This window comes from Arthrobacter rhizosphaerae (assembly GCF_023062595.1).
GTDB lineage: Bacteria > Actinomycetota > Actinomycetes > Actinomycetales > Micrococcaceae > Arthrobacter > Arthrobacter rhizosphaerae.
The window spans coordinates 1-26,026 of record NZ_JALLAN010000006.1 but is presented as its reverse complement, the minus strand read 5'-3'; the positions used below and the strand labels follow the sequence as shown (position 1 = coordinate 26,026).

Genomic DNA, 26,026 nt, shown 5'->3' with positions numbered 1-26,026 from the left:
GGCCGGCCTGATCGACGCGGCAGGGTCAGGCGTTCTGGACGTTGTCCTTGGCGTCTGTTGCCTTGTATTTGACGTCCTCCACTGCCATCTGGCCTTCGCCTTTGACATGTTCGGTGGCCTCTGCCGCAGTCGCCTTGACGTTTTCCATGGCTTCCTGGGCAGGTTCCTTCAGTCCCTGGGCCATGTCCTTTGCTGTTTCCGTCAGCTGGGTGGCCAGGGGTTCGGCGGCGGTCTTGACTTGCTGGGCGGCCTCACGTTCCTTCTCACTTGCCGGGATCAGGGAGGAGAGGAGCATTCCGGCGCCGAAAGCGATCAGTCCGGCAGCGAGCGGATTGCCCTGGGCTTTTGCCCTGACCTGCTGCGGAGCCTCACTGATGGCGGCGCCGGCGTCGCTAAAAGCGGAGCCCGTGCCTTGCTGGGCTGAGTGCATACGGTCAGCGGTGTTCTCGGCTGCTCCCATAACTTTCTCCTTCACTCCAAAAACGGCTTCCCTTACCTTGTCCGTCTGGCGGTGGACGATGTTGGACGGTGTGACTTTGTCTGCCACAGCATCCACATTGGTGCCCAGCCGTGCGCGGGTTGCTTCTATGTCGGCGCGGATCGCGTCAGGGTTTTCGGTCATCGTCTGTCCTTGCTCGATCTAGGTATTTGGTTTCAAGGTGGGTGGAATCTCCTGGAGCGTTTCCGCGGTCTGGGGCATGCCCTTGATCGCCTTGAGTTCCTTGCGGCCCATGGACGCGAGGATTGCGGCGATGATGGCCCAGATCACGGCGACTACGACGGCGGACCAGCCGTGCCCGATCAGGTTGCCCAGTCCCCACCAGAGAGCCACGGAGAGGAACAGCAGCACGAAGTGCCCGGCCACGCCGGCGCCAGCCAACAGGCCTGCACCTTTCCCGGCCCGGGTTCCCGACTGCTTGATCTCGGCCTTGGCCAGCTCAACTTCCTGGCGCATCAGCGTGGAAATGTCCCTGGTGACATCGCTCAGCAGATCGCCCAGTGAGGAGTTGTCCGCTTTCATGTGCGCCTCAGAGGGAGGAGGCTCCGGTATCTGGCTGCTCATCGACGCCCACCATCAAACGGATCGTCGCGGTAAGGATCGTCAGTTGGGCGGCTTCCTGACAGGGGGCTCTCACCAACGCGGTCGCCTGCCAGCGGGTCATCGGCCCACTGGTCGCGGGTGGTTCCTGCGCCCTCCACGGGATTCGGCGGGTACGTCTGGCCTCCAGTCCCCGCTGCGACCCCGGCCGTGGTGGTTGTGGGAGCCGGATACTGGACCGGCGGCGGGGGAACTGCCATCCCTCCGGGCATGGGCTCAACCATTCCGGTTCTGGTTCCGGTGCTGCCCATTCCCGAATCAGGGGAACCGGCGGTCAACCCTCTGGTCAGGCGGCCGGCCAGGACGCCTGCACCAGCTGCAAGCAGGAGGAATGTCCCCGGACGCTGGCGGGCAAAGGACTTTACTTCGTCAAGCAGCGAGCCCGGGTCCCTTGCTTCGAGCCAGGAAGCCACGGAGGACGAGCGCTCGGCCGCTTGGCGGACGAGATCTGATGCAACGCCCTGTTCATCAGGGGCCGAGGCCATGGAATGCAACTGGCTGGAGATGGAGCGCAGGCCCTCAGCAACTTTCTGCTGTTGGCTTCCGGCTTGGTTCGTGAGGTCGGACCTTGCCTGATACAGCAGATCCTTGGCGTTCGTCTTGACCTCTGTTGCAACGTTTGCTGCCTCAGCCTTTGCAGTTTCCGCCACGTTCCGCGCAGAGTCGCTGGCCTGCCTGCCGACTTCCCCGGCCTCAGTCTTCATGGCGTCCTTTTTGGATGACCCGGTCTCCTCACCGGACTGCATCCCTGCGGAAGTGGTTGTTCCTGCAGGGTAGGCGGGGTCATACGGGTCGGTCGATCGCGCATCGGCCGGAGCGGTGCCGTAGCTTCCGTCCTGCGGCCATTGGTTCTCTGTCATCTTCGCTCTCTTTCTCAAAAGGTCGGCTGCTGATCAAGAACCAGCATTACTGGCACTAAATAGTAAGCATGATTACTATCGAATAGTAAGTACCCTTCCTAAGATCTTTCAAACGGACACGAGGGGTGCTGCTGAACAGTGAGGACGGCAGCGGAAACCGCCGGATCTTGCGCGAGTTGAAAGGGTTGAATATCCCATGGATGCAATGGCCTGGGTCTGGATCGTGATAGGAATCGTCGTCGTGGTCGCGCTCGTATTGGGAGCGATGGCCGCCCGGAGACGCAAAGAGGAACTGCACCACAAGCACGTTGCCGAACAGCGCCAACAGGCCGGGGAAATGCGCCGCAAGGCGGAAAACATTGAGCTGGACGCCCGCGAGCGCGAGGCTAACGCCACTAAGGCCCGCGCAGATGCCGAACAGGCTCAGGTGGATGCCGAGAGAATGCGCCAGGAGGCTGAGAAGCGGCAGAGCGAAGCTGAGTCCCTGCGTGGCGAATCAGCTGAACGGCTGAGGCGTGCCGACTCCCTGGATCCGGATGTCGATACAAGGAACCGGCAGGATCGGGTCCGCGATGACGGTCACGGCCATGTTGAACAAGGCGTTCCCGATCGCGGCGACGATCGCAGCCACGTAGAACATGGCGTTCCCGACCGCGGCCCTGGTGACCGCGGCCCTGGTGACCGCGATGCTGCTGACCGTGATGCTAACGAACGCCGCCGGAATGACGAGGGGCGCCGCTAGGCGTTATTGCCGCTACTGCCCGCTGGGCGTGCGGAAGGCCTGACGCCGCAAAGCCTCACTGCGCAAAGCGCCACTGCGGACGGCCACCCTGCGCATCGCCTGCCTTCGAAGCCCTGCCGGCCCAAGCAGCGGCCGGGGGTGCATGGCAGGCGATGCTGCTATCCCGTGCCCGGAGCCGAGCCCGGCCAGTACTTCCTTGATGGCATCAAGTGAGGATACCTGCGGTGTCCAGCCGAGGATTTCCCGTGCCCGGGTGGTGTCCATGATGGGAGCCCCTTCAGCCATGTCCACCCAGCCGGCGTCGGTTCGCTGTAAATGCAGCCTCCAGCTGATATCCGCGGCGGCGTGGACCATGCGTACCGGGATGGGCAACCAGCGCTTAGCGTGGAACAGCCCTGCGAGCCCTTGGGGTGTCACCACCGGCTCGGCGGCAATGTTGAAGGCGCCCCCCGCTCCGCGGTCAAGAACGCGCCAGTAGGCGTCAGCAACGTCGTCGGCATGGGCGGCCTGGAAAACAAACTGCGGGGGAACGGGAAGGATGGGCGTCCTGGGCTTACCAAGCAAGAGCTTCGGTATCAGTGGGCCGAGGAAGTACCTCCCGATCTCGGATCCGGCATCACGCTGGAACGTCAGGCCAGGCCTTAGCCTTGCCACGGTAACAGTGGGGTTCTCGGCCATGAAGCTATCCAGCAAGGCCTCCTGCTCCGCCTTGTGCCTGCTGTAGTGCGAGCCTGGGATGCCGGTAGCGGGCCAACTCTCGTCGACGCGGAATTCCTTGCTGGCCGCCCGGCTGTATGCGCCGATGGAAGAAGCGCAAACGATGTGCTTTACTCCGGCCTCTTTGGCAGCGCTGAGCATGTTCGCCGTGCCTGTCACATTCGTGCGGTAGAGCCGGTCCAGATCGTGGTTTGGCTGGACTTGCCAGGCAAGATGCACCACCGCATCTGCACCTTTAAGGGCTGCTCTGAGCTGGTGCCGATCCTCTTCCGCGCCCACGTCGAGGGCATGCCACAAAACGCCGTTGAAAGGTGGCTTGGAGGAGTCTGGCACCCGTCTGCTGACTCCGACCAGCTCCAGGTCCGGCCTCACAGAACGCTCTTTTTGGAGCCTGCGCAGAACGGCCGTTCCAACATTGCCGCTGGCTCCTACGATAACGACGCGCATCTCGGACGGTCCTTCCGTTCAGCTGGTGGCCACGGGCCCGGAAGTCCAATTGCTCCGTTCCCGGCTTCAGACAGTTTCTTCGAATAACGCTACCGGGCATTGTTTAATAAGCAACCTTATGGTTCGCTACTGATAAGTCTTGCCACGGGCTTTTCGAACGCTCCAGCACAAAGGAACGAACGACATGCGGGAAACCCAGCCTTCCCTGCCGTTGCTCCCGGCAACCGGACGAAGCTACAAGACGGCTCCAAACCGGCCTGTGCACAGCCAGCCTGCGCACAACCAAAGAGCGCACAACCAAAAAGCGCACAGTCAGCCGGAGCACAATAAACCGGCGAATAATCAGCCACGACAGAACCAGCAAGGCCAGATTCAGCTCACGTTCCAGAATCACCTGGTTCTCACCTACCTGGATCTTGCCGAGTCCCTCGCCGCAAGGTTCGTCTCCAGGGGACGCGAAAGGGCGGACCTGAATCAGGTTGCCTACCTGGGCCTGGTCAAGGCCGCGCGGGGTTTTGATGAGAGCCGGGGTGGGAGTTTTCCCGCTTACGCAACCCCCACCATCACCGGTGAACTCAAACGATATCTGCGGGACCGTTGCTGGATGGTCCGGCCGCCCCGGCACATCCAGGACCTTCGCACAGAGATCCTGCGGACTGAGCCCCTGCTGTCGCAGAGGCTGCGAAGGTCTCCCACGGACGCTGAAATCGCCCTGGAACTGGGCGCCGACGTCGCGTGCGTCCGGGAAGCGATGGCCGCTTCCGCCAGCCTTCGTCCGGACTCGCTGGATGCGGTTGATGTACATAGTGATGCGCCACCTCCCGCCGAAACGCTCGTCTCCCCCGATGCCTCCCCTGAGCGGCTCGAAGAACTTCTCAGCCTCAGCGACGCCATCCAGGAGCTCAGTGAAGCGGATCGGCAGCTGCTCTACCGGCGCTACTTCCTGGAGGAATCACAAAGCGAACTGGGCCAGAGAGTGGGGATGACCCAAATGCAGGTCTCCCGCCGGCTCTCAAAGATCCTGGTCCAGCTTCAGCAACGGCTGCTCGACGGCGATACTCAAAGCAGGCCCAGGCCTCGGACGGCCTCCAGTACCTCCTGAGTGGCCACCCCCAATATCGCCGGATCCGGGTCAGCGGCAAAGGTGTCTCCGCGCCTTACCGCAGCCTTGGTCAGCACCACATGCGGGCCTGGCGGAGGGCCCCAGATTTCGGGCGGAGCCGGGCCGAAGAGCACTACGGACGGTATGCCGTAAGCGGAGGCCAGATGTGCTGCCCCCGTGTCTGCCGAGATGACCAGCCGTGCGTCGGCCACCGCCGCTGCGAACTGGCTGAGCGTCAGTTGCCCCGCCACAACTGCGGTTTCGGCGAGGCCTGCCCTTCGGCAGACCACCAGGGCGCGCTCGCGTTCGGCAGCGCTCCCCGTAAAAAGAACGCTGTGCCCTGAAGCCGCCAGCTTGGACGCCACGAAAGCGAACCGGTCGACGGGCCAGAGACGGCTGCCGTAGGCCGCGCCGACGTGGATTACGGTGGCATCCGGTATTGCCGCAGGTACTGCCGGACGGTTGAGGCGAAAGTCCAAGGGGTCAGCTTCGATGCCATGCCATTGCAACAGGGTCGTCCAGCGCTCCCGCTCATGGAGGTCCGGTTGCCATGGGGGCCCGTCCCTGCGCTCAGATATGTGGGAAATGGTGTGGCGGGCCTTGAGTTCCTCTATGCGCTCCTGGCTTTCCGGTCCGCTGCCATGCAGGTTGACTGCCACGTCAACAGTGCCGGGCTCCAGGGCAATCGGTTCGTCCAGCCCGTGCGTCGGCAGAAGTTCAAAACCGCCGACGAGCTGGAGCGCCTCCGTCAGCCAGCCCTGGGCAGCATAGCGAAGACGGTGTTCCGGATAAGCGCGGCGCAAAGCGTGCAATGCCGGCACCGCAACCAGCAGGTCTCCGAGCTTGAGGGCCCGCAACACCAGTAAATCAGGCCTGGGTTGCTGCACAGGATGACCGTTCAAATCCGTGTCCTTCCTCGAGTTTGGAGTCTAGCCCCAAGAGAAGTCCTTCCCGAGCTGTTTAGCAAGGACTGTAACGGGGAACGGACTGGATATGGGAAGTGACAACTCATTACCGCTTCGGGCTGTCCTGTTCGACCGGGACGGCACGCTGGTACAGGACGTGCCCTACAACGGGAACCCTGACCTGGTGGAGCCCATGGGCCATGCCTCCATTGTTTTGCAGGAACTTCGCGCCCTTGGCCTGGCCACGGGCGTCATCAGTAACCAGTCCGGAATTTCCCGCGGTCTCTTAACCCAAAACCAGGTCAGCAGCGTCAATTTGCGCATCGAAGAGCTGCTGGGGCCTTTCGATGTTTGGGAAATCTGTCCGCATGCGCCCGAGGACAGGTGCGGCTGCCGGAAGCCCGCCCCCGGCATGATCATCGCCGCCTGCCGCCGCCTCGGAATCTCCCCCGCGCAGGCAGCCTACATAGGAGACATCGGCTCTGACCTGGAAGCTGCAGAAGCGGCCGGTGCCAGGGGCGTCCTTGTTCCGACGCAGGCGACGCGCACCGAAGAGGTGGAAGCCGCCGTCGGAAACGTTGCAGAGGACCTTAGCGCTGCAATCCGGATGCTCCTGGACGGTCCGCCGTGAGCCGCGTCCTGGTGGCCCGCCTGGACAGTGTGGGCGATGTTCTGCTGGCAGGTCCTGCCGTCCGGGCTGTTGCCCATGGCAGGCGCTCGGGCCCCGGGCGGGCCAACGACGTTGTCATGCTGTGCGGGCCCCAGGGCGAAGCGGCGGCGTCCATCCTCCCCAGCGTGACTGAGGTCTTCAGCTGGGCATGCCCTTGGATCGCCAACCCTGGCCCTCCGGTGAGTGCAAGGCACCTGGATACGCTTACTGACTTCATCCGGCACTCCAGGATTACCGAAGCCGTCATTCTCACTTCCTTTCATCAATCTCCGTTGCCCCTCGCTTTACTGCTCCGTTTGGCCGGAGTTACCCGCGTTGCTGGCGCCTCAACGGACTACCCCGGATCACTTCTGGATGTCAGGCTGCGGCCGGGCGAAGATTTTCCCGAGGACCAGCCTGAAGCGGAGCGTGCCCTCGGCATCGCCCGGGCTGCCGGATTTGACTTACCTCCAGGCGATGACGGCAAGCTCAAGGTGCTTCCTGTTCCCGACGTCACTGACCTTGTGGGGGAGGAGCCCTACGTCGTGGTGCATCCCGGGGCAACAGCACCTGCGCGGGCCTGGCCGCCGCTGCATCACGCTGCTGCCGTGGAACTGCTCGAAGGTGCAGGTCATCGCGTAGTGGTGACCGGTGCTCCGGGGGAACGGGCCCTCACGGCAACCGTGGCAGGACCATCCGGGATCGACCTCGGAGGACGCACCGACCTGCGGACGCTGTCCGGTGTCCTTGCCCGGGCGAAGGCGGTGGTAACGGGTAACACCGGTCCTGCCCACCTTGCTGCTGCGGTGGGTACACCGGTGGTGTGCCTCTTTTCCCCCGTGGTTCCCGCGGTCCGCTGGGCACCCTATGGGGTTCCGCTGGAGCTGTTGGGAGACCAAAATGCTCCGTGCAGGCTCACCAGGGCCAGGGAATGTCCTGTACCGGGGCATCCTTGCCTCAGCTCCGTGGCACCTGAACAGGTGGCGGATGCCGTGGAACGACTGATCAGCGGAGTGTCTTCCCTCAGTACGCGGAGAAAGGTCTGGCACCCATGAGAATCCTGTTGTGGCATGTTCACGGCGCCTGGACGGATGCGTTCGTCCGCGGGCGTCACCAGTACCTCCTGCCGGTCCTTCCCGAAGGAGGTCCATGGGGCCTGGGACGCGCAGGCAGGAACTGGCCGGCATCAGTCTCTGAAGTCACGTTGGCGACGTTGGACCCGGACAGCATTGACGCCGTCGTCCTCCAACGGCCCGAAGAGATCGACGAAGTGCACCGCGTGCTGGGACGCAGGCCCGGACCGGAGCTTCCCGCTGTTTACGTGGAGCACAACACGCCGAAGGGGGACGTGCCGTGGACAAGCCACCCGCTCGCCGCCCAGAACAACATTCCCATAGTCCACGTAACTCATTTCAACGACCTCTTCTGGGACAGCGGGGCCGCCCCCACGGTGGTGATTGAACACGGCATCCCGGATCCGGGCTACCTCTACACGGGGGCGACCCCGGATCTGGGGGTTGTAGTGAACGAACCCGTGCGCCGGGGGAGGGTTACCGGGACCGACCTGTTGGCGCGTTTTGCCTCCGTAGCCCCGCTCCAGGTCTTCGGCATGGGCGGTGGCGGGCTGCTGGCTGAAACGGGAATCTATCCGTCACGGTTGAGGGTGCGCGGGGACCTGGTGACGCCGGACCTGCACCGTGAACTGGCCCATTGCCGCGTGTACCTGCATCCGTTGCGGTGGACCTCGTTGGGACTGTCACTGCTGGAGGCAATGCATCTGGGCATGCCTGTACTCGCCCTGGCCACTACGGAGGCGGCCCGCGCGGTTCCTCCCGGGGCCGGCGTCGTTTCAACCGACGTCGAGGAGCTCCGACGCTGGGCGCACAGGCTGATCCTGGATCCGGAGGAAGCCCGGCAGATGGGAGCGGCGGCACGGGAGTCGGCCTTGGCGAACTACAGCCTGGGTGCCTTCCTCCGTGCCTGGGACGAGCTGCTGGACGATCTCCCGTGCAGGCGTTTCCGGAGGGGACAAGTACTTGTTCCGGCGCAAGAGAGGAAAATGCAATGAGAATATCCATGGTGTCAGAACACGCGAGTCCTCTGGCCGCGCTGGGCGGCGTGGACGCCGGAGGGCAGAACGTACACGTTGCGGCGCTCTCAACAGCACTCTCCCGCCGGGGCCATCACGTCACCGTCTATACCCGCCGGGACGCCGCCGATCTGCCGGCAAGGGTTGGCATCATGCCACGCCTTGACGTGGTACATATTGACGCCGGTCCGGCGAAGCACGTTCCCAAGGATGAATTGCTCCCCTTTATGGGTAAGCTCGCCGACGGAATCGCCAAGGACTGGGGAAGCCGCCGTCCCGACGTCGTACATGGGCATTTCTGGATGTCCGGATTGGCCTCGCTGGACGCCGCCAGAAGGGGCGATGCAAGCCTGCACGTGCCAATGGTCCAGACCTTCCATGCCCTGGGAACTGTCAAACGACGGCACCAGGGCGCCCAGGACACCAGCCCCGCCGAGCGCGGGTGGCTCGAACCGTACGTGGGCCGGGCCGCTGACCGGATCATCGCCACCTGCTCGGACGAAGTCTTCGAACTGAAAGCCATGGGCATAAACACCGGGAAGATTTCCATTGCCCCCTGCGGTGTGGACCTGGACCTCTTTTCCGCCACAGGCGCCTCCGAACCCCGGCCCCGTACCTACCGCATCCTGTCCGTGGGTCGCCTTGTGCCGCGTAAGGGAGTGGACCTGGTAATTCAGGCCTTGCCGTTCCTGCGGGCGGCGGGCTTTGACGACGTCGAACTGCTGATTGTAGGCGGAGAGGGCGACGCAGCCGTCACTGGTGCCGATCCGGAAGGCAGCCGGCTCATGGCAGTTGCCGAGGAGCTTGGGGTGGCGAACCAGGTGAGCCTGCGCGGGCAGTTGCCGAGGGACGCGATGCCGGGAATCCTGCGCAGCGCCGACGCCGTTGTGTGCACACCCTGGTACGAGCCGTTCGGAATTGTGCCACTTGAAGCCATGGCCTGCGGTGTCCCTGTCGTGGCTGCTGCTGTGGGCGGGCTGAGGGACACAGTGGTGGACCGGAAGACGGGACTGCACGTGCCACCGAAGGATCCGGAAGCTATCGCAGCTGCGCTGGCGGAACTGCTCGGGGCCCCGCTGCTGCGGTCAGAGCTGGGTAAAGCCGGGGAGAAACGTGCCAGGTCCCGCTACTCATGGGACAGGGTGGCAGCGGAATCGGAGAGGGCCTATCAGCAGGCGATAGCAGGGAACGTGGCATCCCGTCAGTTGGAGCATATGAAAGGAGCAGCGCTGTGACTACTCAATGGAAAGTCAAGGATGGTGCCGTGCCGGCATTGCTTCCGTTCCCGCCGTTGGCCACGCTGCCCGTGGTGGACTCCAGAGGCAACCAGTCCCTGCTGGCTGTCCAGGCTCACCTGCAGAACGTCCTCCCCGCCCTGGAGTCCCTGCGGGGCCAGGCTGAGCGTCTCGCTTCATGGGGGCAGGAGCTGGCGCAGCGGTTGCTGCGCGGCCAGCGGCTTCTCGCAGCCGGCAACGGCGGTTCGGCTGCCGAGGCCCAGCACCTGACGGCGGAACTGGTAGGAAGGTTCGACGGCGAAAGGGTGCCGTTTTCGGCTATCAGCCTGCACGCCGAGACGTCAGCCGTGACAGCCATTGCCAATGATTACGGCTTTGAGGAGCTCTTCGCCCGCCAGGTCAGGGCGCATGGCAGGTCAGGGGACGTGCTGATCCTGCTCTCGACGAGCGGCAAAAGCCCCAACCTCCTGCGGGCTGTTGAAACCGCTGCAGCCCTGAACATCAGCACGTGGGCCCTGACAGGACCTGGGCCCAATCCCCTGGCGGATGCCTGCGATGAAGCAGTAATTATTGATGCCGTTTCAGCCAATGCACAGGAGGGGCACTTGATCGCACTGCACGCAATGTGCCGGGCGTTTGACACTGAGGTTTCGAGGCGGGCAACCGGCTCTGCCGCCCACCTTTCCCCCGGGGAGGTCCGGCCGTGAGGATCGTTGTAGTGGGGGATGTGCTGCTGGATGTTGATATCGCTGGTCACGCCACCCGTCTGTGCCCGGACGCCCCCGTTCCAGTGGTGGACGTCGGGTCTGTCCAGCGCCGGGCCGGAGGCGCCGGGCTTGTGGCGAAGATGCTGGCTGCTGATGGGCATCACGTCACCCTGGTGACTGTCCTGTCCGACGACGACTCCGCCTCGCACCTGGAACGCGCCTTGGAAGGAGTCACTGTAATCGCCGGACCCTCCGGAGCGCCGACGCCGGTCAAGACCAGGGTCCGAGCCGACGGCCACCCTGTGGTGCGCTTTGACGAGGGCTGCGAGCCCGCACCGGTGCCTGCTGTCACCGAGCCTATGCTGCACGCCCTTGAACAGGCCAAGGCCATTGTGGTGGCTGACTACGGCAGGGGACTCACGGCGGCACCAGAGCTCCGGATGCTGCTGGAGTCCCTGGCTTCGCAGATCCCCATCGTCTGGGACCCGCATCCGGCAGGGACTGAGCCTGTCCCCGGCGTCGAGGCCGTGACTCCGAATCTGAGCGAAGCCCGTAAGTTCTCGGTATTGGCGGGGGAGTTCAGGGGCGGTGGGCCCAAGGGAGGTGACCGCAGTGAAGACCCCGGATACATTGCGGCGGCCCTGTTGCGGAACTGGCACAGTAAAGCCGTGCTGGTCACGCTGGGAGCCCGCGGCGCCGTGCTGGTGCGGGATGACGGCAGGCCGGCCCTGACGGTCCCCGCCCCGGCGACCTCGGTCTCAGACCCGTGCGGTGCCGGCGACCGGCTGGCTGCAAGCCTGGCGGTACACCTGCTGGACGGCCTCAATGTCGATGACTCAGCGGTCCTGGCCGTCCGGGAGGCGGCAGCCTTCCTTGGAGCGGGCGGCGTTGCCAACCTTGCCGGCGAACGCGAACCGGTGAAACTGCACGGGAGCGTCACCGACGCCTTGGCCCTCGCCCGCAACGTACACGCCGCGGGCGGCACCGTGGTGGCGACCGGGGGCTGCTTCGACCTGTTGCACGCTGGCCACATCCGGGCGCTCGCCGCTGCCCGGAGGCTGGGGGATTGCCTGATTGTGTGCCTGAATTCCGATGAATCAGTGCGCCGCATCAAGGGCGAGCACCGGCCTATCATCAGCCAGGAGGACCGGACAGAGATGCTCCTTGCCCTTGAATACGTGGACGCCGTGATGGTGTTCGACGAGGACACGCCTGAGGTATGCCTGGGCCAGTTGCGGCCGGACCTATGGGTTAAGGGCGGCGACTACGACGTCACTGAACTGCCGGAAACTGCCATCGTTGAAGGCTGGGGCGGGCGCTGCACCACCGTCCCCTATCATCCGGCCAGATCGACGTCGAACCTGGCGGAAGCGCTCTTGAAAGTCGGCTGATACGTCCATCATTTTCACAAACGGAAGGAAAACCATGAACGCAGAATCAATGCGCCCTGGCAGAGTATTGGTGACGGGAGGAGCCTCCGGGCTTGGTGCCGCCGTCGTTGACGCCGTGCTGAGAGCCGGCGGGACCCCGGTGGTGCTGGACCGCGATATCAGCAACGTCTCTGCCGTAAAGGCTTTCGAAGTGGACGTCTCTGATCGGAGGGCGGTGGAGGAGGCGGTGCGCCAGGCGGCGGAGACCCTCGATGGACTTGATGCCGTGGTGACCGCCGCAGGGATTGACCGCTGCGGAAAACTCGAGGACGTGGCCGCCGACGATTGGGAGAAGGTAATCGGCGTCAATCTTCTCGGGACGGTCTCCGTTGTCCGCGCCGCCTTGCCGTACCTGAAGGCGTCCCGGGGCAGAGCGGTGACCGTCGCGTCTACGTTGGGAAAACGGGCCTTGCCCGAGGCATCGGCTTACTGCGCCTCAAAGTTCGGCGTGGTGGGCTTCAGTCACGCATTGGCAGCCGAGACCGGCGGCGAGATCGGAGTCACCACCATGATCCCCGGCGGAATGAAAACCAGGTTTTTCGATGACCGTCCTGAACAGTACAAGCCACAGGATGACTCCCGGTTGAATGATCCGGCCAACGTGGCACAGGCCATTCTGTTTGTGCTGTCCCAGCCCCAAGGATGCGAAATCCGCGAGATGCTCATCTGCCACGAAGACGAGGGCTCCTGGCCGTAAGGCCCCTGACGTCCTCATAGACGGCAGTGACCGCTATGTCCTCCACGAGAGAATCGTTATGGCTGCACCGGGGGGCTGTCCAACCGACCTGGGTCACATCAATGCCACAGCTCCGGCATTTGGTGATCCAGGAGGCATGGACCCGGTGCAGGCTCCGGCCCAGGGCGGCTGCGTTAATGACGTTCCCTGCCCAGTAAATGCCCACCGTGGGTGTGCCGAGTGCCTGGGCCAAGTGACGCGGCCCGCTGTCGTTTGCCACCATCACGGTGCACCGGGCCAGCAGTGCTACCAGCCCTGACACATCGAGCTGGCCCGCTACTGACCTGACCATCGAGGGGGAGGAAACAGCGGCGAGTTCAGCGGTGCGTTCAGCCAGCGGTTGTTCACTGGAGTCGCCCACGATCAATACCTGGCATCCATCGGCCGCGCAGGATGCTGCCACTTCCGCAAACCGTTCCGCAGGCCAACGCCGCCGGGGATCGGTGGCTCCCGGGTGGATCACCACCAGCGCCTGGGCTTCGTTGTTTACCAGGTCCTCATCCAGGCTGGCGGAAGGGGCAAGCCTCGCCTCAAGATCAATGGGAGGGGCGCCGGCAAAGCCAGCCACCTCCAAGGCCCGGAGCGGCTCACTCTGGTAGTAGAGGTAGGGGACCGTGCGCTCCAGACTAGCCGCGTCAACTGTCCGCATGCCCACCGTGTGGCGGGCTCCCAGCCTCAGCAGGAAGGGATTGGAGTAGCGCCCGCCGCCGTGGAGCTGCACGGCAAGGTCAAACCGTTCTGCGCGCATCTCCGCAAAAAAGTGCTCCAACCCGGCCGGGTTCTCGTCGCCCGGGCGGACGCCCTCGGAATAGGGCAGAACCCGTACCCTGTCGATGGGGCCGACCGTGGCAGAAACCACCTGCTCATGGATTGGTGTTCCCAGCAGCGTGACGTCCGCGCCGGGATAGGCGGCCTTCAGTGCGGCGATGGCAGGAACAGCGAACAGCAAATCCCCGAGCCCGCCTCCGCGGAGCACAGCAATCCTTGAGATTCCGTCGAACTTTTCCAGGACGGGACCCACCCCTGTCCCAACGACGCCGGCACCACCAAAATCTGCCGTCAGCTGCTCCACTCTGCTCTCCTAACGCTGCTGATCGCCTTTCTGAAGGCCCCGGCCGCCGCTCCCCGTTGGGACACCATACGGCTCTTCGGACGCCTCTGGCTACTGGCAAAGTACCCACCATTTCCGCTCCAAAACCAGTTCGCGGTTCGGTGTCTAAAGGCCCTTTGCAAGGGGTACGGAAACGGGATAAGAACGTGTTGCAGACCACTGCTTTCCACCCTTACCCGGGGCCGGGGAGCGACTGCCGAGGAGGAGCGCGATGTCCACAGTTGTCCAGCGAGTCCGTACCGCCGACGTGGAAGGAATCACCATCTACGATCCGAGGACCGGGGATCTGGTAGGTACCTTGCAGGAGGCGGCTCCCCTGGATATCCGACGAGCGGTCAACGCTGCCCGTGCCGCCCAGGAGGTATGGGGTGCCACGTCGCCGTCCGACCGTGGGCGTCATCTGAGGGAAGCAGCGCTCGCCTTGGACTCGGCGGCGGCCGATCTCGCTGAGTTGAACGCCCGGGAAACAGGCCGGCCTGTGGAAGAAGCGTTGGCCGGCATTGCGGCCGGTGTCTCAACGCTGGAGCAATACGCGGAGCTTGGACCTATCCACCGCGGCCACAGCCTGAGGGGCAATCTCCTGGCGTCCGACTACACGGTTGCCGAACCCCGTGGCGTCGCCGTTCTTTTGACCCCCTGGAACGATCCCGTGGCTGTTGCCTGTGGACTGATCGGGGCCGCCCTGGTGACCGGGAATACGGTGATCCACAAGCCAAGCGAAAGGTGCCCCCACCTTGGCGAACTGCTCGGCGAGGTCCTGGCTCCGGTATTCCCGCCGGATGTCCTGATAACCATCACCGGTGGCCCGGAGATCGGAACACTCCTCACTGAGCAGGCGGGAGTGGCAGTGGTGGCGCACGTAGGCTCCAGCGAAGCCGGGGCAAAGATTGCGCGCAGTTCGCTGCAGAACGCGGCGCATGTGATCAGGGAAAACGGGGGCAACGATCCCCTTCTGGTGGATGACGACGTCGACCCCGTCTGGGCGGCCCGGCAAGCTGCGATCGGCGCGTTCAGCAATAGCGGGCAGATCTGCACGTCAGTGGAGCGGATCTACGTTCACCGCTCCATCGCGGAGGCATTCTGCACAGCGCTGGAAGCGGAAGCGCGCCAACGGAACGACGCCGGTGCCTTGGCGCCGCTGGTGGATCTCCGCATGCGGGAGGCGGTTCACCAACAGGTAGCGGCTGCTTTGGAGCAGGGAGCCAGGGCGGTTGAAGGCGGCGACGTGCCGGAAGGCCCGGGCGCTTATTACCCAGCGACCGTTCTCCTGGACTGCACCGGCAGCATGGACATCATGACAAAAGAGACGTTCGGACCGGTGGCACCAGTACAGGTGGTGGACAGTTTCGACGAGGGCCTGGCCCTGGCTGCGGCAGGACGTTACGGCCTCGCTGCGACTGTAATGACGGGAAGGATCGCCCACGCCCAGCGCGCCATCGCCGGACTCCCGGTGGGCACTGTCAAGATCAACGAGGTCTTTGGCGGGGCGCCCGGCGGCTCTGCCCAACCGCGTGGAGAGAGTGGCGATGGCTTCGGGTACGGGCCGGAACTGCTGGATGAATTCACCCGCGTCAAGGTGGTCCACATTGCCGCTGCCCCTGAGCCTGACTTCGCTCCCGAGGCTGACACTGCTCCTGAACTTGCCGCTCCCGCGAGTATTGCGCTTCTTCGCACAGAACGTGCCGCCGGCGTCGACGGCAGCGTGGACGGTCAGCCATGACGGAACTCTCCGAGCAGCGGGGCCTCGCGGACTGGCTGCCCGGCAGGCTCGCCGCTACGTCTCCCGCCATTACCGTGATGGGCGACGTCATCCTCGATGGCTGGTGGAGCGGTGCCATCAACCGTATGTGCCGTGAGGCCCCGGCGCCGGTGGTGGAAATTAACCGGAGGGACTTCGCTCCCGGCGGCGCCGCCAATACCGCCATGAACCTCGCTGCCCTGGGGGCCCGGGTCAGCATTGCGGGAATAATCGGCCGGGATGAGGCAGGCCGGGAACTCAAGAGGCAGCTGCAGGACGCAGGCGTGGACGTCCGGAATCTGGTGGACCATGCGGACATGGTCACCACCACCAAGACCCGCGTCAGCAGCAGCGGGCAGGTCCTGCTCCGTTTCGATGATGCCGCCCGGGCCATTCCCCTCGAAGCGGTGAATGCGCTGGCGGACACTGTGGCCGATTCCGTCAAGGGACAGGATGCCGTTGTCCTGTGCGACTACAGTTCCGGCGCGCTTGAAGGTCCGGTCCGGAGCACCCTCCTGGATGTACTTTCCGACCGGCAGGCAGGACTTCTCACGGTCGTGGACGCACACGATCCGCGCCCCTGGGCACGCCTCCAACCGGACCTTGTGACTCCCAACGCTCAGGAGGCTGCACGGCTGCTGGGCCTTCGGTTGTCCGACGACGACGACCGCCCCGCCGTTATCGAAAGCAACCGGGACCGGCTGATCGAAGCAACCGGGGCAAAGGCCGTGGTGGTCACACTCGACCGGGACGGCACGGTACTGCTGCCCGCCGCGGGCACCACCCACCGCACCTGGGCGCGGCCGGCCGCGGAAAAGCAGGCATCAGGGGCCGGGGACACTTTCGTGGCTGCCCTGACCCTGGCCCGGACTGCGTCCCTGCCCCTCACCACCAGCCTGGACCTCGCCCAGGCTGCTGCCGACGTGGTGGTGCACCATGCCGGTACCTCGGTGTGCGGAACTGCAGAGCTCAGCCGGTACCTCGAAAGCTTCGTGGATACCGCGCTTAGTGCTGACGAACTGGTGCGCCATGTTCAAGCCCACCGCAGCGAAGGCCGCAGGATCGTCCTGACCAACGGTTGCTTCGACGTGCTGCACCGCGGCCACACGAGATACCTCAACCAGGCCAAGCAATTGGGTGACATCCTGGTGGTGGCGCTCAACAGTGATGATTCCGTCCGAAAGCTCAAAGGTCCCGGCCGGCCGATCAACACGGTGGCTGACCGGGCAGCCGTGATTGCCGCGCTGAGCTGCGTGGACTACGTGACGGTTTTCGATACTCCGACCCCCATCCCGTTGATCGAGGCGGTCCAGCCCGAGATCTACGCCAAGGGCGGCGATTACACGCCGGAAATGCTCGCCGAGACCCAGGCCGTTGAACGCTACGGCGGCAAAGTGACCATCCTGGATTACGTCGCAGAATTGTCCACTACCGCCGTCGTGGAGCGAATCAGGAAGGGCGATAGCGCTGCACTTGGAGACAGTGCCGTTGACGGTGCTGTCAGCGACGGTGCTGTGAACTAACGTTCGGGCGTCAGCAACTAGGGTTAAGGCATGACTAAAGCAGTGACCGGCTGATGGGGCGGAAGGGCAGAGCCGGTAAAACCGCCGGAAGCGCGATGGCCGGAAAGTCTGTGCCGGGAGTGGTGGAGATACCCAAAGGAACCCGCCCGGCAGGACCTGCGGAAGGTGTCTACTACATCGATACCGGCGACTGCCAGCTGATCGCGGACCAGGACAACTCAACGGGCTGGCTCCTGCGGATCAACGGGGTCATGAGCTCGCACATCGACCTGGCTGACCCGCTGCTCCTCGAATTCGAGTACATGCGCTGGATGTCCGCCTTGGTCGAGTCCCGCTGGCCGCCGGAGTCCAAACCCAAGCTAAGGCTTCTGCACCTCGGCGGCGGAGCATGCTCCCTTGCCCGGTATTTCCATGCCGCCTATCCCGAGGCCCGCCAAGTGGTGGTGGAACTGGACGGCAAACTGGCCGAATACGTCCGCGGCTGGTTCGATCTGCCGAAAGCCCCCATGCTGCGCCTGCGCGTGGGTGAAGCCCGCGAGGTTACCGAAACCCTCACCCCGCAAACGCGGGACGTCATCATCCGGGATGTCTTCGCGGGAGCCTTCACGCCGCGTTCCTTGACCACCAGGGAATTCAACCGGCACGCCCGCCGCGTCCTCGCGCCGGGAGGAATGTACGTCGTGAACTCGGGAGATGCTCCTGACCTGAAGAATGCCCGGGAGGACGCCGCCACCATTGCGGATACCTTCGAGCACACCATGATCATTGCGGACCCGGCCATGCTGAAAGGCCGCCGCTACGGCAATATGGTCATGGCCGGGAGCGACCAGCCGTTCGACGACGATCCCCGGTTGACCCGCCGGCTCCTCGGCGGCGGCGTCCCCGCCCACATCTGGGACGATGCCAAGGTGCGTGCTTTCGCCGCTGGTGCACCGATCCGCCGCGATCCTGTCGAACTGCTGGATCCGATGGAAACCGTGGACGTCCCCTAAGTTTTCCCCTGGGTTATACCCAGCAGCGACTTGCGGTGCGTCATTGTCTGCTCGCGCAGGGCATGGACGACGGCGGCGACAGCGGGGCGGCGCATGGAATCCGGACGCAGGACCATCCAGTAGGGGAGGCGCTCGGCAAATTTCTCCGGCATCAGCCGCACCAGATCCTCATGGAGGTCGCCCATGAAGCACGGCAGGAAGCCTATTCCGGCTCCGGCCCGGGTGGCCTCAACATGGACGAAAACATTCGTGGAGCTGAGTCCATCCTTCATCTCGGGAACCAGCCTGCGTGGAGCATCCAGGTCATCCACCTGCAGCATGGAATCCACGAAGTAGACCAGGGGATGCTGCGCCAGCTCGGCCACCGTGGCCGGGGTTCCGTTGGCGGCCAGGTATCTCCTCGAGGCATACATACCGAGCACGTATTCGCCCAACCGGAAGGCCTCAGCACGATGCACCTGGGGCTCTCCGACCACCACCTCGATATCCAGGCCCGACCGCTGTTGGAGCGCGCGCCTGGTCACCGTGACGATTTCCACAGTCAGCCCGGGATGGTTCTTTCGCAACCGCGCCACTGCCGGGGCGGCAATGTACGCGCTGAAGCCGTCGGTAGCTGTCATGCGGACGACGCCGGTAATCGGGTCAGGTGCCTTCCCTGACGGCCCCAGTGTATCCACCGCCGCCTCCACCTGCTCGGCAACTGCCACGGCCTGGGCACCCAGCTCGGTCAGCTCCCAACCTCCGGCAGCGCGAGCCAGCACCCTGCCTCCCAGAGTTTTTTCCAATGCCGCTATCCTGCGTGAAACGGTGGTGTGGTTCAGACCCAAAGCCTGGGCCGCCGTCGTGAATTTTGCCGAGCGGGATACCGCGAGCAGCACCAGCAGGTCGTCAGGATTAATGTCCATATCTGCAATTCTGCACACGAGTGGTGCTTCATTGCCCATTGAACCGCAACATTTGGAAAGTAATACTCAGGAATGCACAAACCTGCCTGGTTTGGAGGGCGTTGAGCTAAGGAATGGCTGGACCATGGAAAAGGGAAACATGCTGAACGGCAGGAAAGCGCTGGTCACTGGCGGCGCGAGCGGAATCGGAGCGGCCTGCGTGCGGGCTCTTGCAGATGCCGGGGCAAAGGTGGTCGTGGCCGACGTCGATCACGCTGGCGCCACCCGTTTGGCCGACGAAGTGGGCGGTACTGCGTGGGCGGTTGACCTGCTGGACGTGGGATCGTTGGAGGCACTGAGCCTGGACTGCGACATATTGGTCAATAACGCCGGAATCCAGCGCATCAACACCCTGCACGAGTTCGACCCCGCCGACTTCCGGCAACTCCTTGCGCTCATGCTGGAAGCGCCGTTCCTTCTCATCCGCGCGGCGCTGCCGCACATGTATGCGAACGGCTTTGGACGCATCATCAACGTTTCCTCGGTCCACGGGATCCGCGCGTCTCCCTTCAAGGGCGCCTATGTTGCCGCCAAGCATGGGCTCGAGGGCCTGAGTAAGGTAACGGCCCTTGAAGGCGGGGAGTATGGGGTCACGTCCAACTGCATCAACCCGGGCTACGTCCGCACGCCGCTGGTGGAATCTCAGATAGCAGATCAGGCCAAGGTCCACGGTATTCCGGAAGCCGAAGTCCTGGCCAAGGTCATGCTCACGGAGAGCGCAGTAAAGCGCCTCGTTGAACCCGAAGAGGTAGCTTCGCTGGTTGCATGGCTGGCGTCCGACCACGCCGGGATGGTGACCGGCGCCAGCTATACGATGGATGGCGGCTGGTCGGCGCGTTAGTCGCGAGGGCACGTTGGCGAGGAGAGGACCCGGGTCGCCGCACGGGAGGGCTGGGACCTAGGTTTTGGTGCCGGTCAGGGCGAGGGTTCCGCCCAGGCCGATCATCATCACACCGCCGGTAGTCCCCACAGCAGCAACCCTGCGCGGGGAGCGGGCAAACCATTGCCGGGCGGTACCCGCCGCAAGGGCCCAGGCGCTGTCGGACACCACAGCTATCAGCAGGAACACCAGGCCCAGCGTGGCAAGCTGCCATGGAATCTCGCCTGCGGAGTAGTCAACGAACTGCGGCAATACGGCCACGAAGAACATCAATGACTTTGGATTGGTGGCTCCCACGAGGGTGCCTTCCCTGAGGACACGTCCGGTGGAGGACCCGCGGACCGGGTCCGCCGTCGTCGTTCCCTGTCCGCGATGCCTGATGGCGCGGATGCCCAAGTAGACCAAATATGCTGCGCCGGCGAACTTGATCACGGTGAACAACACCACCGATTGCGTCAGGACGACGCCGAGGCCCACTGCAACCGCTGCTACCTGGAGAAGTTCCCCGAGGGTATTGCCCAGGACACTCAGCAGCCCGCCTTTGCGCCCCAGGGCCAGGGATCGGCCCACCACAAACAGGACGCTGGGGCCGGGAATGGCAATGAGCACGAAGGCAGCAAGCGAAAAAGCAACAAGGTTACTCAACGGGACCATGCTTGATGGTAGTCCTATGCCCTGCCTTTGGTCAGCAGCTGCGGCAGGCACTCTCCGGGGAGCACGAGCCTGATGTCAGCCGGCCGGCTTTCGTCTTTCCCGAGCGAGGAGAATCAGTTCCCTGGAAACGGCTTCCAGGCGATCGGCCCTCGTGGCCGGCCTTCTCTTCGGGCGTGTCGGCCCGGGGGAACACTGATATGACTCAGCGTTGTCGCGGGGCGGGACTGACTGCTCGGGCTCGAAGGCAGGTCCGGAGGTACGGAGAGGGTCGTGGAAGATCAGCTCCGGTCCTTTTGGAGAAAGAGCTGAGAACAACGTTTCAGCCAACGGACATACCCAGATCAACATGGACAGCGAACAGCAAGGAACTCAGGGCAATGATTCCCGTACAGGCCAGCACCAAGGAGCTATCGCTGAATGCCTTCCAGCGCCTTGCGCCTGGGGCTGAGCGCGGAACGCGCAAGACTGCGCATGTGCTGGTCAGGAGTGCGGCCGCGATGAGCACGGTCAGGCTCAACATGACGCCCACGGAGATACACCATTGTTTTGTAGCATTCCCCTCTGCCTTTCCGGTTCCACTCTTGTATGCCGGGCAAATGCCCTCATGCAGTCTATCGTCAACTGTTGACAATTACTAGAGAGAAATCAAATTTGCCAGTCCTGCATGGGAATGCCCATCACTGTCCTGGCGGCAGCAGCCCTGAGGCCGTCCGGGACCATTGGACGAGCTGGACTCCGCAGTGGTTGGAACTATGCCGCAGTGGTTGGAACTATGCCCGAGACGTTTTTTTAACTGTTTCTCTTTTGTCGTCCCTCTGCGCCGTGAGATCGTCAACGGCTGTCTGCATGTGCCGTTTGATGGCCTTCAGGAGTCCTGCCTTGTTGCCCGCCGCCAGTAGATCCAGCAGCTTCTGGTGTTCCTCCACCAGGGCGTCTATACGGGGATAGGCCACTTCGAGGTTGAGGATACACATCCTCGACTCCGCTGCCAGGGTCTCGTAAATCCGGATCAGGCGGGTGTTGCCTGTGCCGGAGACGAAGGCTGTGTGGAACTGCATGTCCAGCCGTGCAATTGCCTGCCAGTCGGATACAGCAACCTGCTTCGCCATGTCTTCGATGATGCCCGTCAGGATCTGGCAGGTGTCCTTCACCCGCTCCTCGCCGGCAGCCAGCAAAGCTTCTGCCGCCGTTGTTTCCACCGCCTCGCGGACCGCATAGATCTCCTTGATGTCCTCGTTGGAGAGTTCCAGGACGAACACTCCACGGTTGCGGTGGCTGACCAGGAGGCCCTCCTGGGACAGCCGCTGCAGCGCCTCGCGGACCGGGCCCCTGGACGAATGCAGCTGGCTTGCCAGGACAGACTCATTGATCTGCTCACCTGGACGGAAAATCCCTTGGACAATCTGTTCCCGCAACTGGTCTGCGATCAGCTGCGCAGTAGGTCTTCCCTCCAGTGCAAACAGTCCCTCAAATGCCGCCATTGCTGTTCCCCTCACTTCATTCCTGGGCTATTACCTTCATAGACAGTATTGGACTCGTGAGCCCTTCAAACCGCATCGGGCGCTTACGGCGAGTTATCCGTCCATCAGAGCAGCGCCGCTCGCGATTTCAGTCGATGTCCTTCAGGACGGACTGGGGCCGAAGGACTTTCGGATTCCCCGGTCAAGAATCGTTCCCTCGTCGCTCATCGGGCAGCGCCTTCCGGGTCGGTCAGCACAACGGGTTTGGCCTTCTGGGGGAGCCTGGAGGTTGCGCGGGAGTATTTCTGCTCGAGCTTGGACTGCGGGTAGCTCAGCAGCAGCGTCATCACGAGGTACCAGAGGCTGGCAACGATCAGCAGCGGGATGGTCTCGTAAGTGCGGGCGTAGATCAGCTGGGCGCTCTGAAGCAGTTCCGCCACACCGAGCACGCTGACCAGCGACGTTTCCTTGAACATACCGATGACCTGGTTGCCGGTCGCCGGGATGATCGAGGGCATCGCCTGCGGAATGATTACCTTGCGCATCTTCATGCCGGCGCTCATACCCAGTGAATCTGCGGCCTCTATCTGGCCCTTGCCCACCGAGGAGAATCCACCACGGATGATCTCGGCCATGTAGGCGGCCTCGTTCAGGGTCAGGCCTACCAGGGCCGCGGTGATGGGCGACATCAACGTGTTCATATCGATTGCTGTGCTGATGTCCGTAAATGGAATTCCGATAGACAGGTTCGGGTAGAGCGCTGCAACGTTGAACCAGAAAATGAGCTGCACCAGGACCGGCGTACCCCGGAAGATGGTGATGTATACGCCCGCCGTTGCCGCAACGGGTTTGATGCTGGAGGACCTCATGATCGCCAGCACCAGTCCCAGGAGGGTTCCGAGGGCCATGCTGGCAACCGTCAGGAAAATGGTGAGCATGAGCCCGCGGATAATGGTCTCGTGGGTAAAATACCTCGCAACCACGCCCCACTTGAAGTTGGGGTTGGTGGATACGGAGATCAGGATGCCCAGCCCGAACAAGCTGGACAGCACCCACGCGACGTACTCGAAGGTACTGCGACGCTTTAGCCTGGGTTTGAGGGCCGGGTCCATAGCACCCGTGGATGTCTCATTTGATCGACGAACTATTTTCAGCACGGGCGTCTCTCTAGTTGAGCTTGGCTTCGGTGATGGCGCCTTCTTCGAGGCCCCAATTGGCGAGTGACTTCTTGTATTCGGGGCTGTCAAGAACGGACTGAACAGCGGCCTGCAACGCTGGCGTCAACGGCGAGCCCTTTTTCAAGGCAACGGCAACCACATGATCCGAACGTGTGTCCACCTGTGGAGTGAGAACCGTGAAAGTGTCCGGCTGCTGTTCGTCTGCCCAGACGAGTGAAACAGTGTCGTACAAGATGCCGTCAACGCGCTTGGAAGCCAGCTGCGTCAGGGCTTCCTGGATGTTGGGAAGCGTGACGCCATTGATGGCTGGCTTGCCCTCTTCCTCGCACGTCCACCTTGAGACGTTCGGCAGGTGCTTCAGCTGGGCGTTCGAGCCCTTGGTGACCGCAATGTTCCTGCCGCACATATCGTCGTTGGTGATGTTGAGGGGGTTCCCATGGGCAACTGCCACAGAAAGCCCTCCATTGAAGTAGTCGATCATGTCCAGGACTTTCAGGCGCTCGTCCGTGGGGGACATGGTGGTGGCGGTGAAGTCGTAGCGGCCGCCGTCGATACCGGGAATGATCGTGTCGAATGCGGTGTTCTCGAACTTCAGCTTCAGTCCAAGTTTCTTGGCAATCAGTCGTGCCATATCCGGGTTCAGGCCGATGGGGGTTGTGTTGTCATCGGCCAGGAACGTCGTCGGCGGGTAATGCAGGTCCATCGCGACCGTCACTTGGCCCTTGTCCTTGAAGGACTGCGGCAGGAGCCTGACGGCGGCCTCGTCAGGCTGGACCCCTTCTGAGATATCGGCGGTGTTCGAGGTCTTGGAGTCGTTACCGCCGGGGTCGTTGCCGGCACTCGGCCCGCACGCGCTGAGGACCAGCAATGCTGTGACTGCTGCAGCGAATGCCCTGACTTGGATTCCGGGTTTCATGCTTGCCTCCTTTGCACGACCCCCTCCGCTCTGTAGTTACAATGCAACCACCCAAATAGCAGATCGTCGACAGTTCACATGATTTTCTTTTTCTGTATCCCGTCAGGGTGTTGCCGTAAACAAAGAGAAGGCCAGATCCGATGGATCTGGCCTTCTCTTTTATGGAATTGTTGAGGGCGTGGGCGGGAGAGCCTTAGACGACGCTTTCCTGCTCTTCGCCGGACAAGGTGAGGTCCTCGACGGCCTTTTGCATGTGCCGTGCGATGGCTTTGTGGAGGGCCTCCCTGTCGCCCGCCGCCAGGAGATCCAGAAGGTTCTGGTGTTCCTGGACCAGAACGTCTATCCGGGGGTACGCGACCGCCAGATTGAGGATACACATCCTCGATTCCGCTGCCAGGGTCTCGTAAATGCGGATCAGGCGGGTGTTGCCTGTGCCGGAGACGAAGGCTGTGTGGAACTGCATGTCCAGCCGCGCAATTGCCTGCCAGTCTGATGCAGCAACCTGCTTGGCCATGTCTTCGATGACTGATGTCAAGACCTGGCAGGTGCCGTCCACCTGTTCCTGGCCGGCATCCAGCAGCGCGTCTGCAGCGGTTGTTTCCACAGCCTCGCGCACTGCATAGATCTCCCTGATGTCATCAATGGATAGCTCCAGGACGAAGACACCCCGGTTCCGGCGGCTGACCAGGATGCCCTCCTGGCACAGCCGCTGCAAGGCTTCGCGGACGGGCCCCCTGGAGGTGTTCAACTGACTCGCCAGCACAGACTCATTGATCTGCTCTCCCGGACGGAACATCCCCTGGACAATCTGTTCGCGCAACTGATCAGCGATCAGCTGCGCGGTGGGCCTTCCCTCCAGTGCAAACAGTGCTCCTGGTGCCGCCATTGACATCCCCCTCGTCTCACTTTTTGGCATTACTACATAGTTTCTAGATTGCTATTGCGGTGTATTTGTATTCAAGGAATTCCTCGATACCGATTTTGCCGCCTTCGCGTCCGAGTCCGGATTGCTTGATGCCGCCGAAGGGGGCTATCGGGTTGGAGACGAGGCCGGTGTTGATGCCGACCATTCCGACTTCGAGTTCGGCGGAGAAGCGCAGGGCCTTGGCCGTGCTTTCGGTGAACACGTAGCCGACCAGGCCCCATTCGGTGTCGTTGGCTACACGGAGCACGTCGTCTTCGCTGTCGAAGGTGCTGATGGCGGCGACGGGTCCGAAGATTTCGGTGTTCATCAGGTCAGCGTCCAGGGTCACGTCGGTCAGGACGGTGGGGGTGTAGAAGTAGCCGGGGCCTTCGGGCCGGTTGCCGCCGGTGAGGACTTTAGCGCCCTTGGACACGGCGTCGGCAACGAGGCTTTCGACCTTGTCCAGGCCCTTCTGCTCAATCAGGGGTCCGACTTCGGTTCCGGCCAGGGCTCCGTTGCCGACCTGCAGTTCGGAGATTTTCTTGGCGAACTTCTCGCTGAATTCGGTGACGACTGAGCGGTGCACGAAGAAACGGTTCGCTGCAGTGCAGGCCTCGCCCATGTTCCGCATCTTGGCCTTCATGGCCCCGTCGACGGCTTTTTCGATATCGGCGTCGGCGAGGACGATGAACGGGGCGTTTCCGCCCAGTTCCATCGAGGAACGCATCACGTTCTCCGCGGCCTGGCGCAGCAGGATCTTCCCGACCCCGGTGGAACCGGTGAAGCTGATCTTGCGGGCGATGCCGCTGGCCGTCCAGTTCTCCACCACGGGCGCGGCGCTGGCGGTGGTTACGACGTTCAGCACACCGTCAGGCAGGCCCGCCTGGCGGAAAATATCCACCAGGGCAAGAGAGGTCAGCGGGGTCAGTTCCGCGGGCTTGAAGACCATGGTGCAGCCGGCCGCGACCGCGGGGGCGATCTTGCGTGCCCCCATGGCCAGCGGGAAGT

Annotated in this window: 27 protein-coding genes; 13 read left to right on the top strand and 14 right to left on the bottom strand. The window is 63.2% G+C overall.

Translation table 11 applies throughout. The annotated features are described in order from the left end of the window. Positions 1-25: 25 nt before the first annotated feature. From MU551_RS09770 to MU551_RS09760, 3 genes are read right to left on the bottom strand one after another with little or no spacing between them, the layout of a single operon-like run. Positions 26-622, bottom strand: a complete 597-nt coding sequence (locus MU551_RS09770; protein ID WP_247043263.1) for a DUF3618 domain-containing protein — start codon at positions 620-622, stop codon at positions 26-28. Positions 623-640: 18 nt separating this feature from the next. Then, positions 641-1,063, bottom strand: coding sequence for a phage holin family protein (locus tag MU551_RS09765; protein WP_247043261.1), 423 nt, complete (start codon positions 1,061-1,063; stop codon positions 641-643). Continuing rightward, positions 1,060-1,959, bottom strand: coding sequence for a hypothetical protein (locus MU551_RS09760; RefSeq protein WP_247043259.1), 900 nt, complete (start codon positions 1,957-1,959; stop codon positions 1,060-1,062). Before MU551_RS09760 ends, MU551_RS09765 begins: the two co-directional genes overlap by 4 nt. Positions 1,960-2,155: 196 nt before the next feature. Here MU551_RS09760 and MU551_RS09755 point away from each other — a divergent pair, with 196 nt between their 5' ends. Further along, a complete protein-coding gene (locus MU551_RS09755; RefSeq protein WP_247043257.1) occupies positions 2,156-2,701 on the top strand; it encodes a hypothetical protein in 546 nt (181 codons plus the stop codon). 12 nt (positions 2,702-2,713) lie between these two features. Here MU551_RS09755 and MU551_RS09750 read toward each other — a convergent pair whose 3' ends face one another. After that, positions 2,714-3,865: an NAD-dependent epimerase/dehydratase family protein gene (locus MU551_RS09750; protein WP_247043255.1), complete on the bottom strand. Its 1,152-nt coding sequence runs from the start codon at positions 3,863-3,865 to the stop codon at positions 2,714-2,716. 184 nt (positions 3,866-4,049) lie between these two features. On the opposite strand from MU551_RS09750, the gene MU551_RS09745 reads away from it, so the two are divergent. Beyond that, entirely contained in the window at positions 4,050-4,967 is a 918-nt protein-coding gene (locus MU551_RS09745) for a sigma-70 family RNA polymerase sigma factor (RefSeq protein WP_247043253.1), read from the top strand. On the opposite strand, the gene MU551_RS09740 is transcribed toward MU551_RS09745, so the two are convergent. After that, complete coding sequence (locus MU551_RS09740; protein WP_247043245.1) at positions 4,925-5,869, bottom strand: glycosyltransferase family 9 protein; 945 nt, start codon at positions 5,867-5,869, stop codon at positions 4,925-4,927. The genes MU551_RS09745 and MU551_RS09740 overlap by 43 nt on opposite strands. 91 nt (positions 5,870-5,960) lie before the next feature. Between MU551_RS09740 and MU551_RS09735 the strand changes: the two genes are divergently transcribed. Genes MU551_RS09735 through MU551_RS09705 form a run of 7 tightly spaced genes read left to right on the top strand, consistent with a single transcriptional unit; the run spans position 5,961 to position 12,679 of the window. Further along, positions 5,961-6,503, top strand: coding sequence for a D-glycero-alpha-D-manno-heptose-1,7-bisphosphate 7-phosphatase (locus MU551_RS09735; protein WP_247043243.1), 543 nt, complete (start codon positions 5,961-5,963; stop codon positions 6,501-6,503). Next, positions 6,500-7,576 (top strand): glycosyltransferase family 9 protein, encoded by a 1,077-nt coding sequence (locus tag MU551_RS09730; protein WP_247043241.1) that lies wholly within the window; start codon positions 6,500-6,502, stop codon positions 7,574-7,576. The genes MU551_RS09735 and MU551_RS09730 overlap by 4 nt, the downstream gene beginning before the upstream one ends. After that, the gene (locus MU551_RS09725) at positions 7,573-8,589 is read left to right on the top strand and encodes a glycosyltransferase (RefSeq protein WP_247043239.1); all 1,017 of its coding nucleotides are present in this window, start codon (positions 7,573-7,575) and stop codon (positions 8,587-8,589) included. Before MU551_RS09730 ends, MU551_RS09725 begins: the two co-directional genes overlap by 4 nt. Further along, the gene (locus MU551_RS09720; protein WP_247043237.1) at positions 8,586-9,845 is read left to right on the top strand and encodes a glycosyltransferase; all 1,260 of its coding nucleotides are present in this window, start codon (positions 8,586-8,588) and stop codon (positions 9,843-9,845) included. Before MU551_RS09725 ends, MU551_RS09720 begins: the two co-directional genes overlap by 4 nt. Continuing rightward, the gene (locus MU551_RS09715) at positions 9,842-10,552 is read left to right on the top strand and encodes a D-sedoheptulose-7-phosphate isomerase (RefSeq protein ID WP_372489836.1); all 711 of its coding nucleotides are present in this window, start codon (positions 9,842-9,844) and stop codon (positions 10,550-10,552) included. The genes MU551_RS09720 and MU551_RS09715 overlap by 4 nt, the downstream gene beginning before the upstream one ends. Beyond that, positions 10,549-11,943 carry a PfkB family carbohydrate kinase gene (locus MU551_RS09710; RefSeq protein WP_247043235.1) on the top strand — a complete coding sequence of 465 codons (1,395 nt, stop codon included), beginning with the start codon at positions 10,549-10,551 and terminating at the stop codon, positions 11,941-11,943. The genes MU551_RS09715 and MU551_RS09710 overlap by 4 nt, the downstream gene beginning before the upstream one ends. Positions 11,944-11,977: 34 nt before the next feature. After that, complete coding sequence (locus MU551_RS09705) at positions 11,978-12,679, top strand: SDR family oxidoreductase (RefSeq protein ID WP_247043226.1); 702 nt, start codon at positions 11,978-11,980, stop codon at positions 12,677-12,679. Here the strand turns inward: MU551_RS09705 and MU551_RS09700 are convergent. Continuing rightward, positions 12,645-13,790, bottom strand: coding sequence for a glycosyltransferase family 9 protein (locus MU551_RS09700; RefSeq protein WP_247043224.1), 1,146 nt, complete (start codon positions 13,788-13,790; stop codon positions 12,645-12,647). The two genes, MU551_RS09705 and MU551_RS09700, sit on opposite strands and share 35 nt — an antisense overlap. A 250-nt stretch (positions 13,791-14,040) precedes the next feature. Here MU551_RS09700 and MU551_RS09695 point away from each other — a divergent pair, with 250 nt between their 5' ends. The 3 genes from MU551_RS09695 (at position 14,041) to MU551_RS09685 (ending at position 18,082) form a co-directional block, all read left to right on the top strand. Then, the gene (locus MU551_RS09695; RefSeq protein WP_247043222.1) at positions 14,041-15,549 is read left to right on the top strand and encodes an aldehyde dehydrogenase family protein; all 1,509 of its coding nucleotides are present in this window, start codon (positions 14,041-14,043) and stop codon (positions 15,547-15,549) included. Continuing rightward, positions 15,546-17,090, top strand: coding sequence for a D-glycero-beta-D-manno-heptose 1-phosphate adenylyltransferase (gene rfaE2 / locus MU551_RS09690; protein ID WP_247043220.1), 1,545 nt, complete (start codon positions 15,546-15,548; stop codon positions 17,088-17,090). Before MU551_RS09695 ends, rfaE2 begins: the two co-directional genes overlap by 4 nt. A gap of 95 nt (positions 17,091-17,185) precedes the next feature. Continuing rightward, positions 17,186-18,082: a spermidine synthase gene (locus MU551_RS09685; RefSeq protein WP_372489835.1), complete on the top strand. Its 897-nt coding sequence runs from the start codon at positions 17,186-17,188 to the stop codon at positions 18,080-18,082. Here MU551_RS09685 and MU551_RS09680 read toward each other — a convergent pair. After that, the gene (locus MU551_RS09680) at positions 18,079-18,987 is read right to left on the bottom strand and encodes a LysR family transcriptional regulator (RefSeq protein WP_247043216.1); all 909 of its coding nucleotides are present in this window, start codon (positions 18,985-18,987) and stop codon (positions 18,079-18,081) included. The two genes, MU551_RS09685 and MU551_RS09680, sit on opposite strands and share 4 nt — an antisense overlap. Before the next feature lie 124 nt (positions 18,988-19,111). On the opposite strand from MU551_RS09680, the gene MU551_RS09675 reads away from it, so the two are divergent. After that, a complete protein-coding gene (locus MU551_RS09675; protein ID WP_247043214.1) occupies positions 19,112-19,867 on the top strand; it encodes a 3-hydroxybutyrate dehydrogenase in 756 nt (251 codons plus the stop codon). 57 nt (positions 19,868-19,924) lie between these two features. Here the strand turns inward: MU551_RS09675 and MU551_RS09670 are convergent, their stop codons facing one another. The 7 genes from MU551_RS09670 to MU551_RS09640 all read right to left on the bottom strand — a co-directional run. After that, the gene (locus MU551_RS09670; protein ID WP_247043213.1) at positions 19,925-20,560 is read right to left on the bottom strand and encodes a LysE family translocator; all 636 of its coding nucleotides are present in this window, start codon (positions 20,558-20,560) and stop codon (positions 19,925-19,927) included. A gap of 319 nt (positions 20,561-20,879) precedes the next feature. Continuing rightward, the gene (locus MU551_RS09665) at positions 20,880-21,089 is read right to left on the bottom strand and encodes a hypothetical protein (RefSeq protein ID WP_247043206.1); all 210 of its coding nucleotides are present in this window, start codon (positions 21,087-21,089) and stop codon (positions 20,880-20,882) included. Positions 21,090-21,330: 241 nt separating this feature from the next. Next, positions 21,331-22,041, bottom strand: coding sequence for a GntR family transcriptional regulator (locus MU551_RS09660; RefSeq protein ID WP_247043204.1), 711 nt, complete (start codon positions 22,039-22,041; stop codon positions 21,331-21,333). A 203-nt stretch (positions 22,042-22,244) separates the two neighbouring features. After that, positions 22,245-23,177: an amino acid ABC transporter permease gene (locus tag MU551_RS09655; RefSeq protein WP_247043202.1), complete on the bottom strand. Its 933-nt coding sequence runs from the start codon at positions 23,175-23,177 to the stop codon at positions 22,245-22,247. Positions 23,178-23,187: 10 nt separating this feature from the next. After that, the gene (locus tag MU551_RS09650) at positions 23,188-24,114 is read right to left on the bottom strand and encodes an ABC transporter substrate-binding protein (protein WP_247043200.1); all 927 of its coding nucleotides are present in this window, start codon (positions 24,112-24,114) and stop codon (positions 23,188-23,190) included. A gap of 193 nt (positions 24,115-24,307) precedes the next feature. Next, a complete protein-coding gene (locus tag MU551_RS09645; RefSeq protein ID WP_247043191.1) occupies positions 24,308-25,000 on the bottom strand; it encodes a GntR family transcriptional regulator in 693 nt (230 codons plus the stop codon). Between the two features lie 43 nt (positions 25,001-25,043). Then, positions 25,044-26,026: aldehyde dehydrogenase family protein (locus MU551_RS09640; RefSeq protein ID WP_247043189.1), on the bottom strand; the 983-nt coding region annotated here is incomplete at its 5' end.

Bases quoted from the DNA above. Each gene is read 5' to 3' on its own strand.
- MU551_RS09770 (WP_247043263.1), bottom strand. From the start codon at position 622: ATGACCGAAAACCCTGACGCGATCCGCGCCGACATAGAAGCAACCCGC.
- MU551_RS09765 (WP_247043261.1), bottom strand. From the start codon at position 1,063: ATGAGCAGCCAGATACCGGAGCCTCCTCCCTCTGAGGCGCACATGAAA.
- MU551_RS09760 (WP_247043259.1), bottom strand. From the start codon at position 1,959: ATGACAGAGAACCAATGGCCGCAGGACGGAAGCTACGGCACCGCTCCG.
- MU551_RS09755 (WP_247043257.1), top strand. From the start codon at position 2,156: ATGGATGCAATGGCCTGGGTCTGGATCGTGATAGGAATCGTCGTCGTG.
- MU551_RS09750 (WP_247043255.1), bottom strand. From the start codon at position 3,865: ATGCGCGTCGTTATCGTAGGAGCCAGCGGCAATGTTGGAACGGCCGTT.
- MU551_RS09745 (WP_247043253.1), top strand. From the start codon at position 4,050: ATGCGGGAAACCCAGCCTTCCCTGCCGTTGCTCCCGGCAACCGGACGA.
- MU551_RS09735 (WP_247043243.1), top strand. From the start codon at position 5,961: ATGGGAAGTGACAACTCATTACCGCTTCGGGCTGTCCTGTTCGACCGG.
- MU551_RS09725 (WP_247043239.1), top strand. From the start codon at position 7,573: ATGAGAATCCTGTTGTGGCATGTTCACGGCGCCTGGACGGATGCGTTC.
- MU551_RS09720 (WP_247043237.1), top strand. From the start codon at position 8,586: ATGAGAATATCCATGGTGTCAGAACACGCGAGTCCTCTGGCCGCGCTG.
- MU551_RS09705 (WP_247043226.1), top strand. From the start codon at position 11,978: ATGAACGCAGAATCAATGCGCCCTGGCAGAGTATTGGTGACGGGAGGA.
- MU551_RS09695 (WP_247043222.1), top strand. From the start codon at position 14,041: ATGTCCACAGTTGTCCAGCGAGTCCGTACCGCCGACGTGGAAGGAATC.
- rfaE2 (WP_247043220.1), top strand. From the start codon at position 15,546: ATGACGGAACTCTCCGAGCAGCGGGGCCTCGCGGACTGGCTGCCCGGC.
- MU551_RS09685 (WP_372489835.1), top strand. From the start codon at position 17,186: ATGGCCGGAAAGTCTGTGCCGGGAGTGGTGGAGATACCCAAAGGAACC.
- MU551_RS09680 (WP_247043216.1), bottom strand. From the start codon at position 18,987: ATGGACATTAATCCTGACGACCTGCTGGTGCTGCTCGCGGTATCCCGC.
- MU551_RS09675 (WP_247043214.1), top strand. From the start codon at position 19,112: ATGGAAAAGGGAAACATGCTGAACGGCAGGAAAGCGCTGGTCACTGGC.
- MU551_RS09670 (WP_247043213.1), bottom strand. From the start codon at position 20,560: ATGGTCCCGTTGAGTAACCTTGTTGCTTTTTCGCTTGCTGCCTTCGTG.
- MU551_RS09660 (WP_247043204.1), bottom strand. From the start codon at position 22,041: ATGGCGGCATTTGAGGGACTGTTTGCACTGGAGGGAAGACCTACTGCG.
- MU551_RS09650 (WP_247043200.1), bottom strand. From the start codon at position 24,114: ATGAAACCCGGAATCCAAGTCAGGGCATTCGCTGCAGCAGTCACAGCA.
- MU551_RS09645 (WP_247043191.1), bottom strand. From the start codon at position 25,000: ATGGCGGCACCAGGAGCACTGTTTGCACTGGAGGGAAGGCCCACCGCG.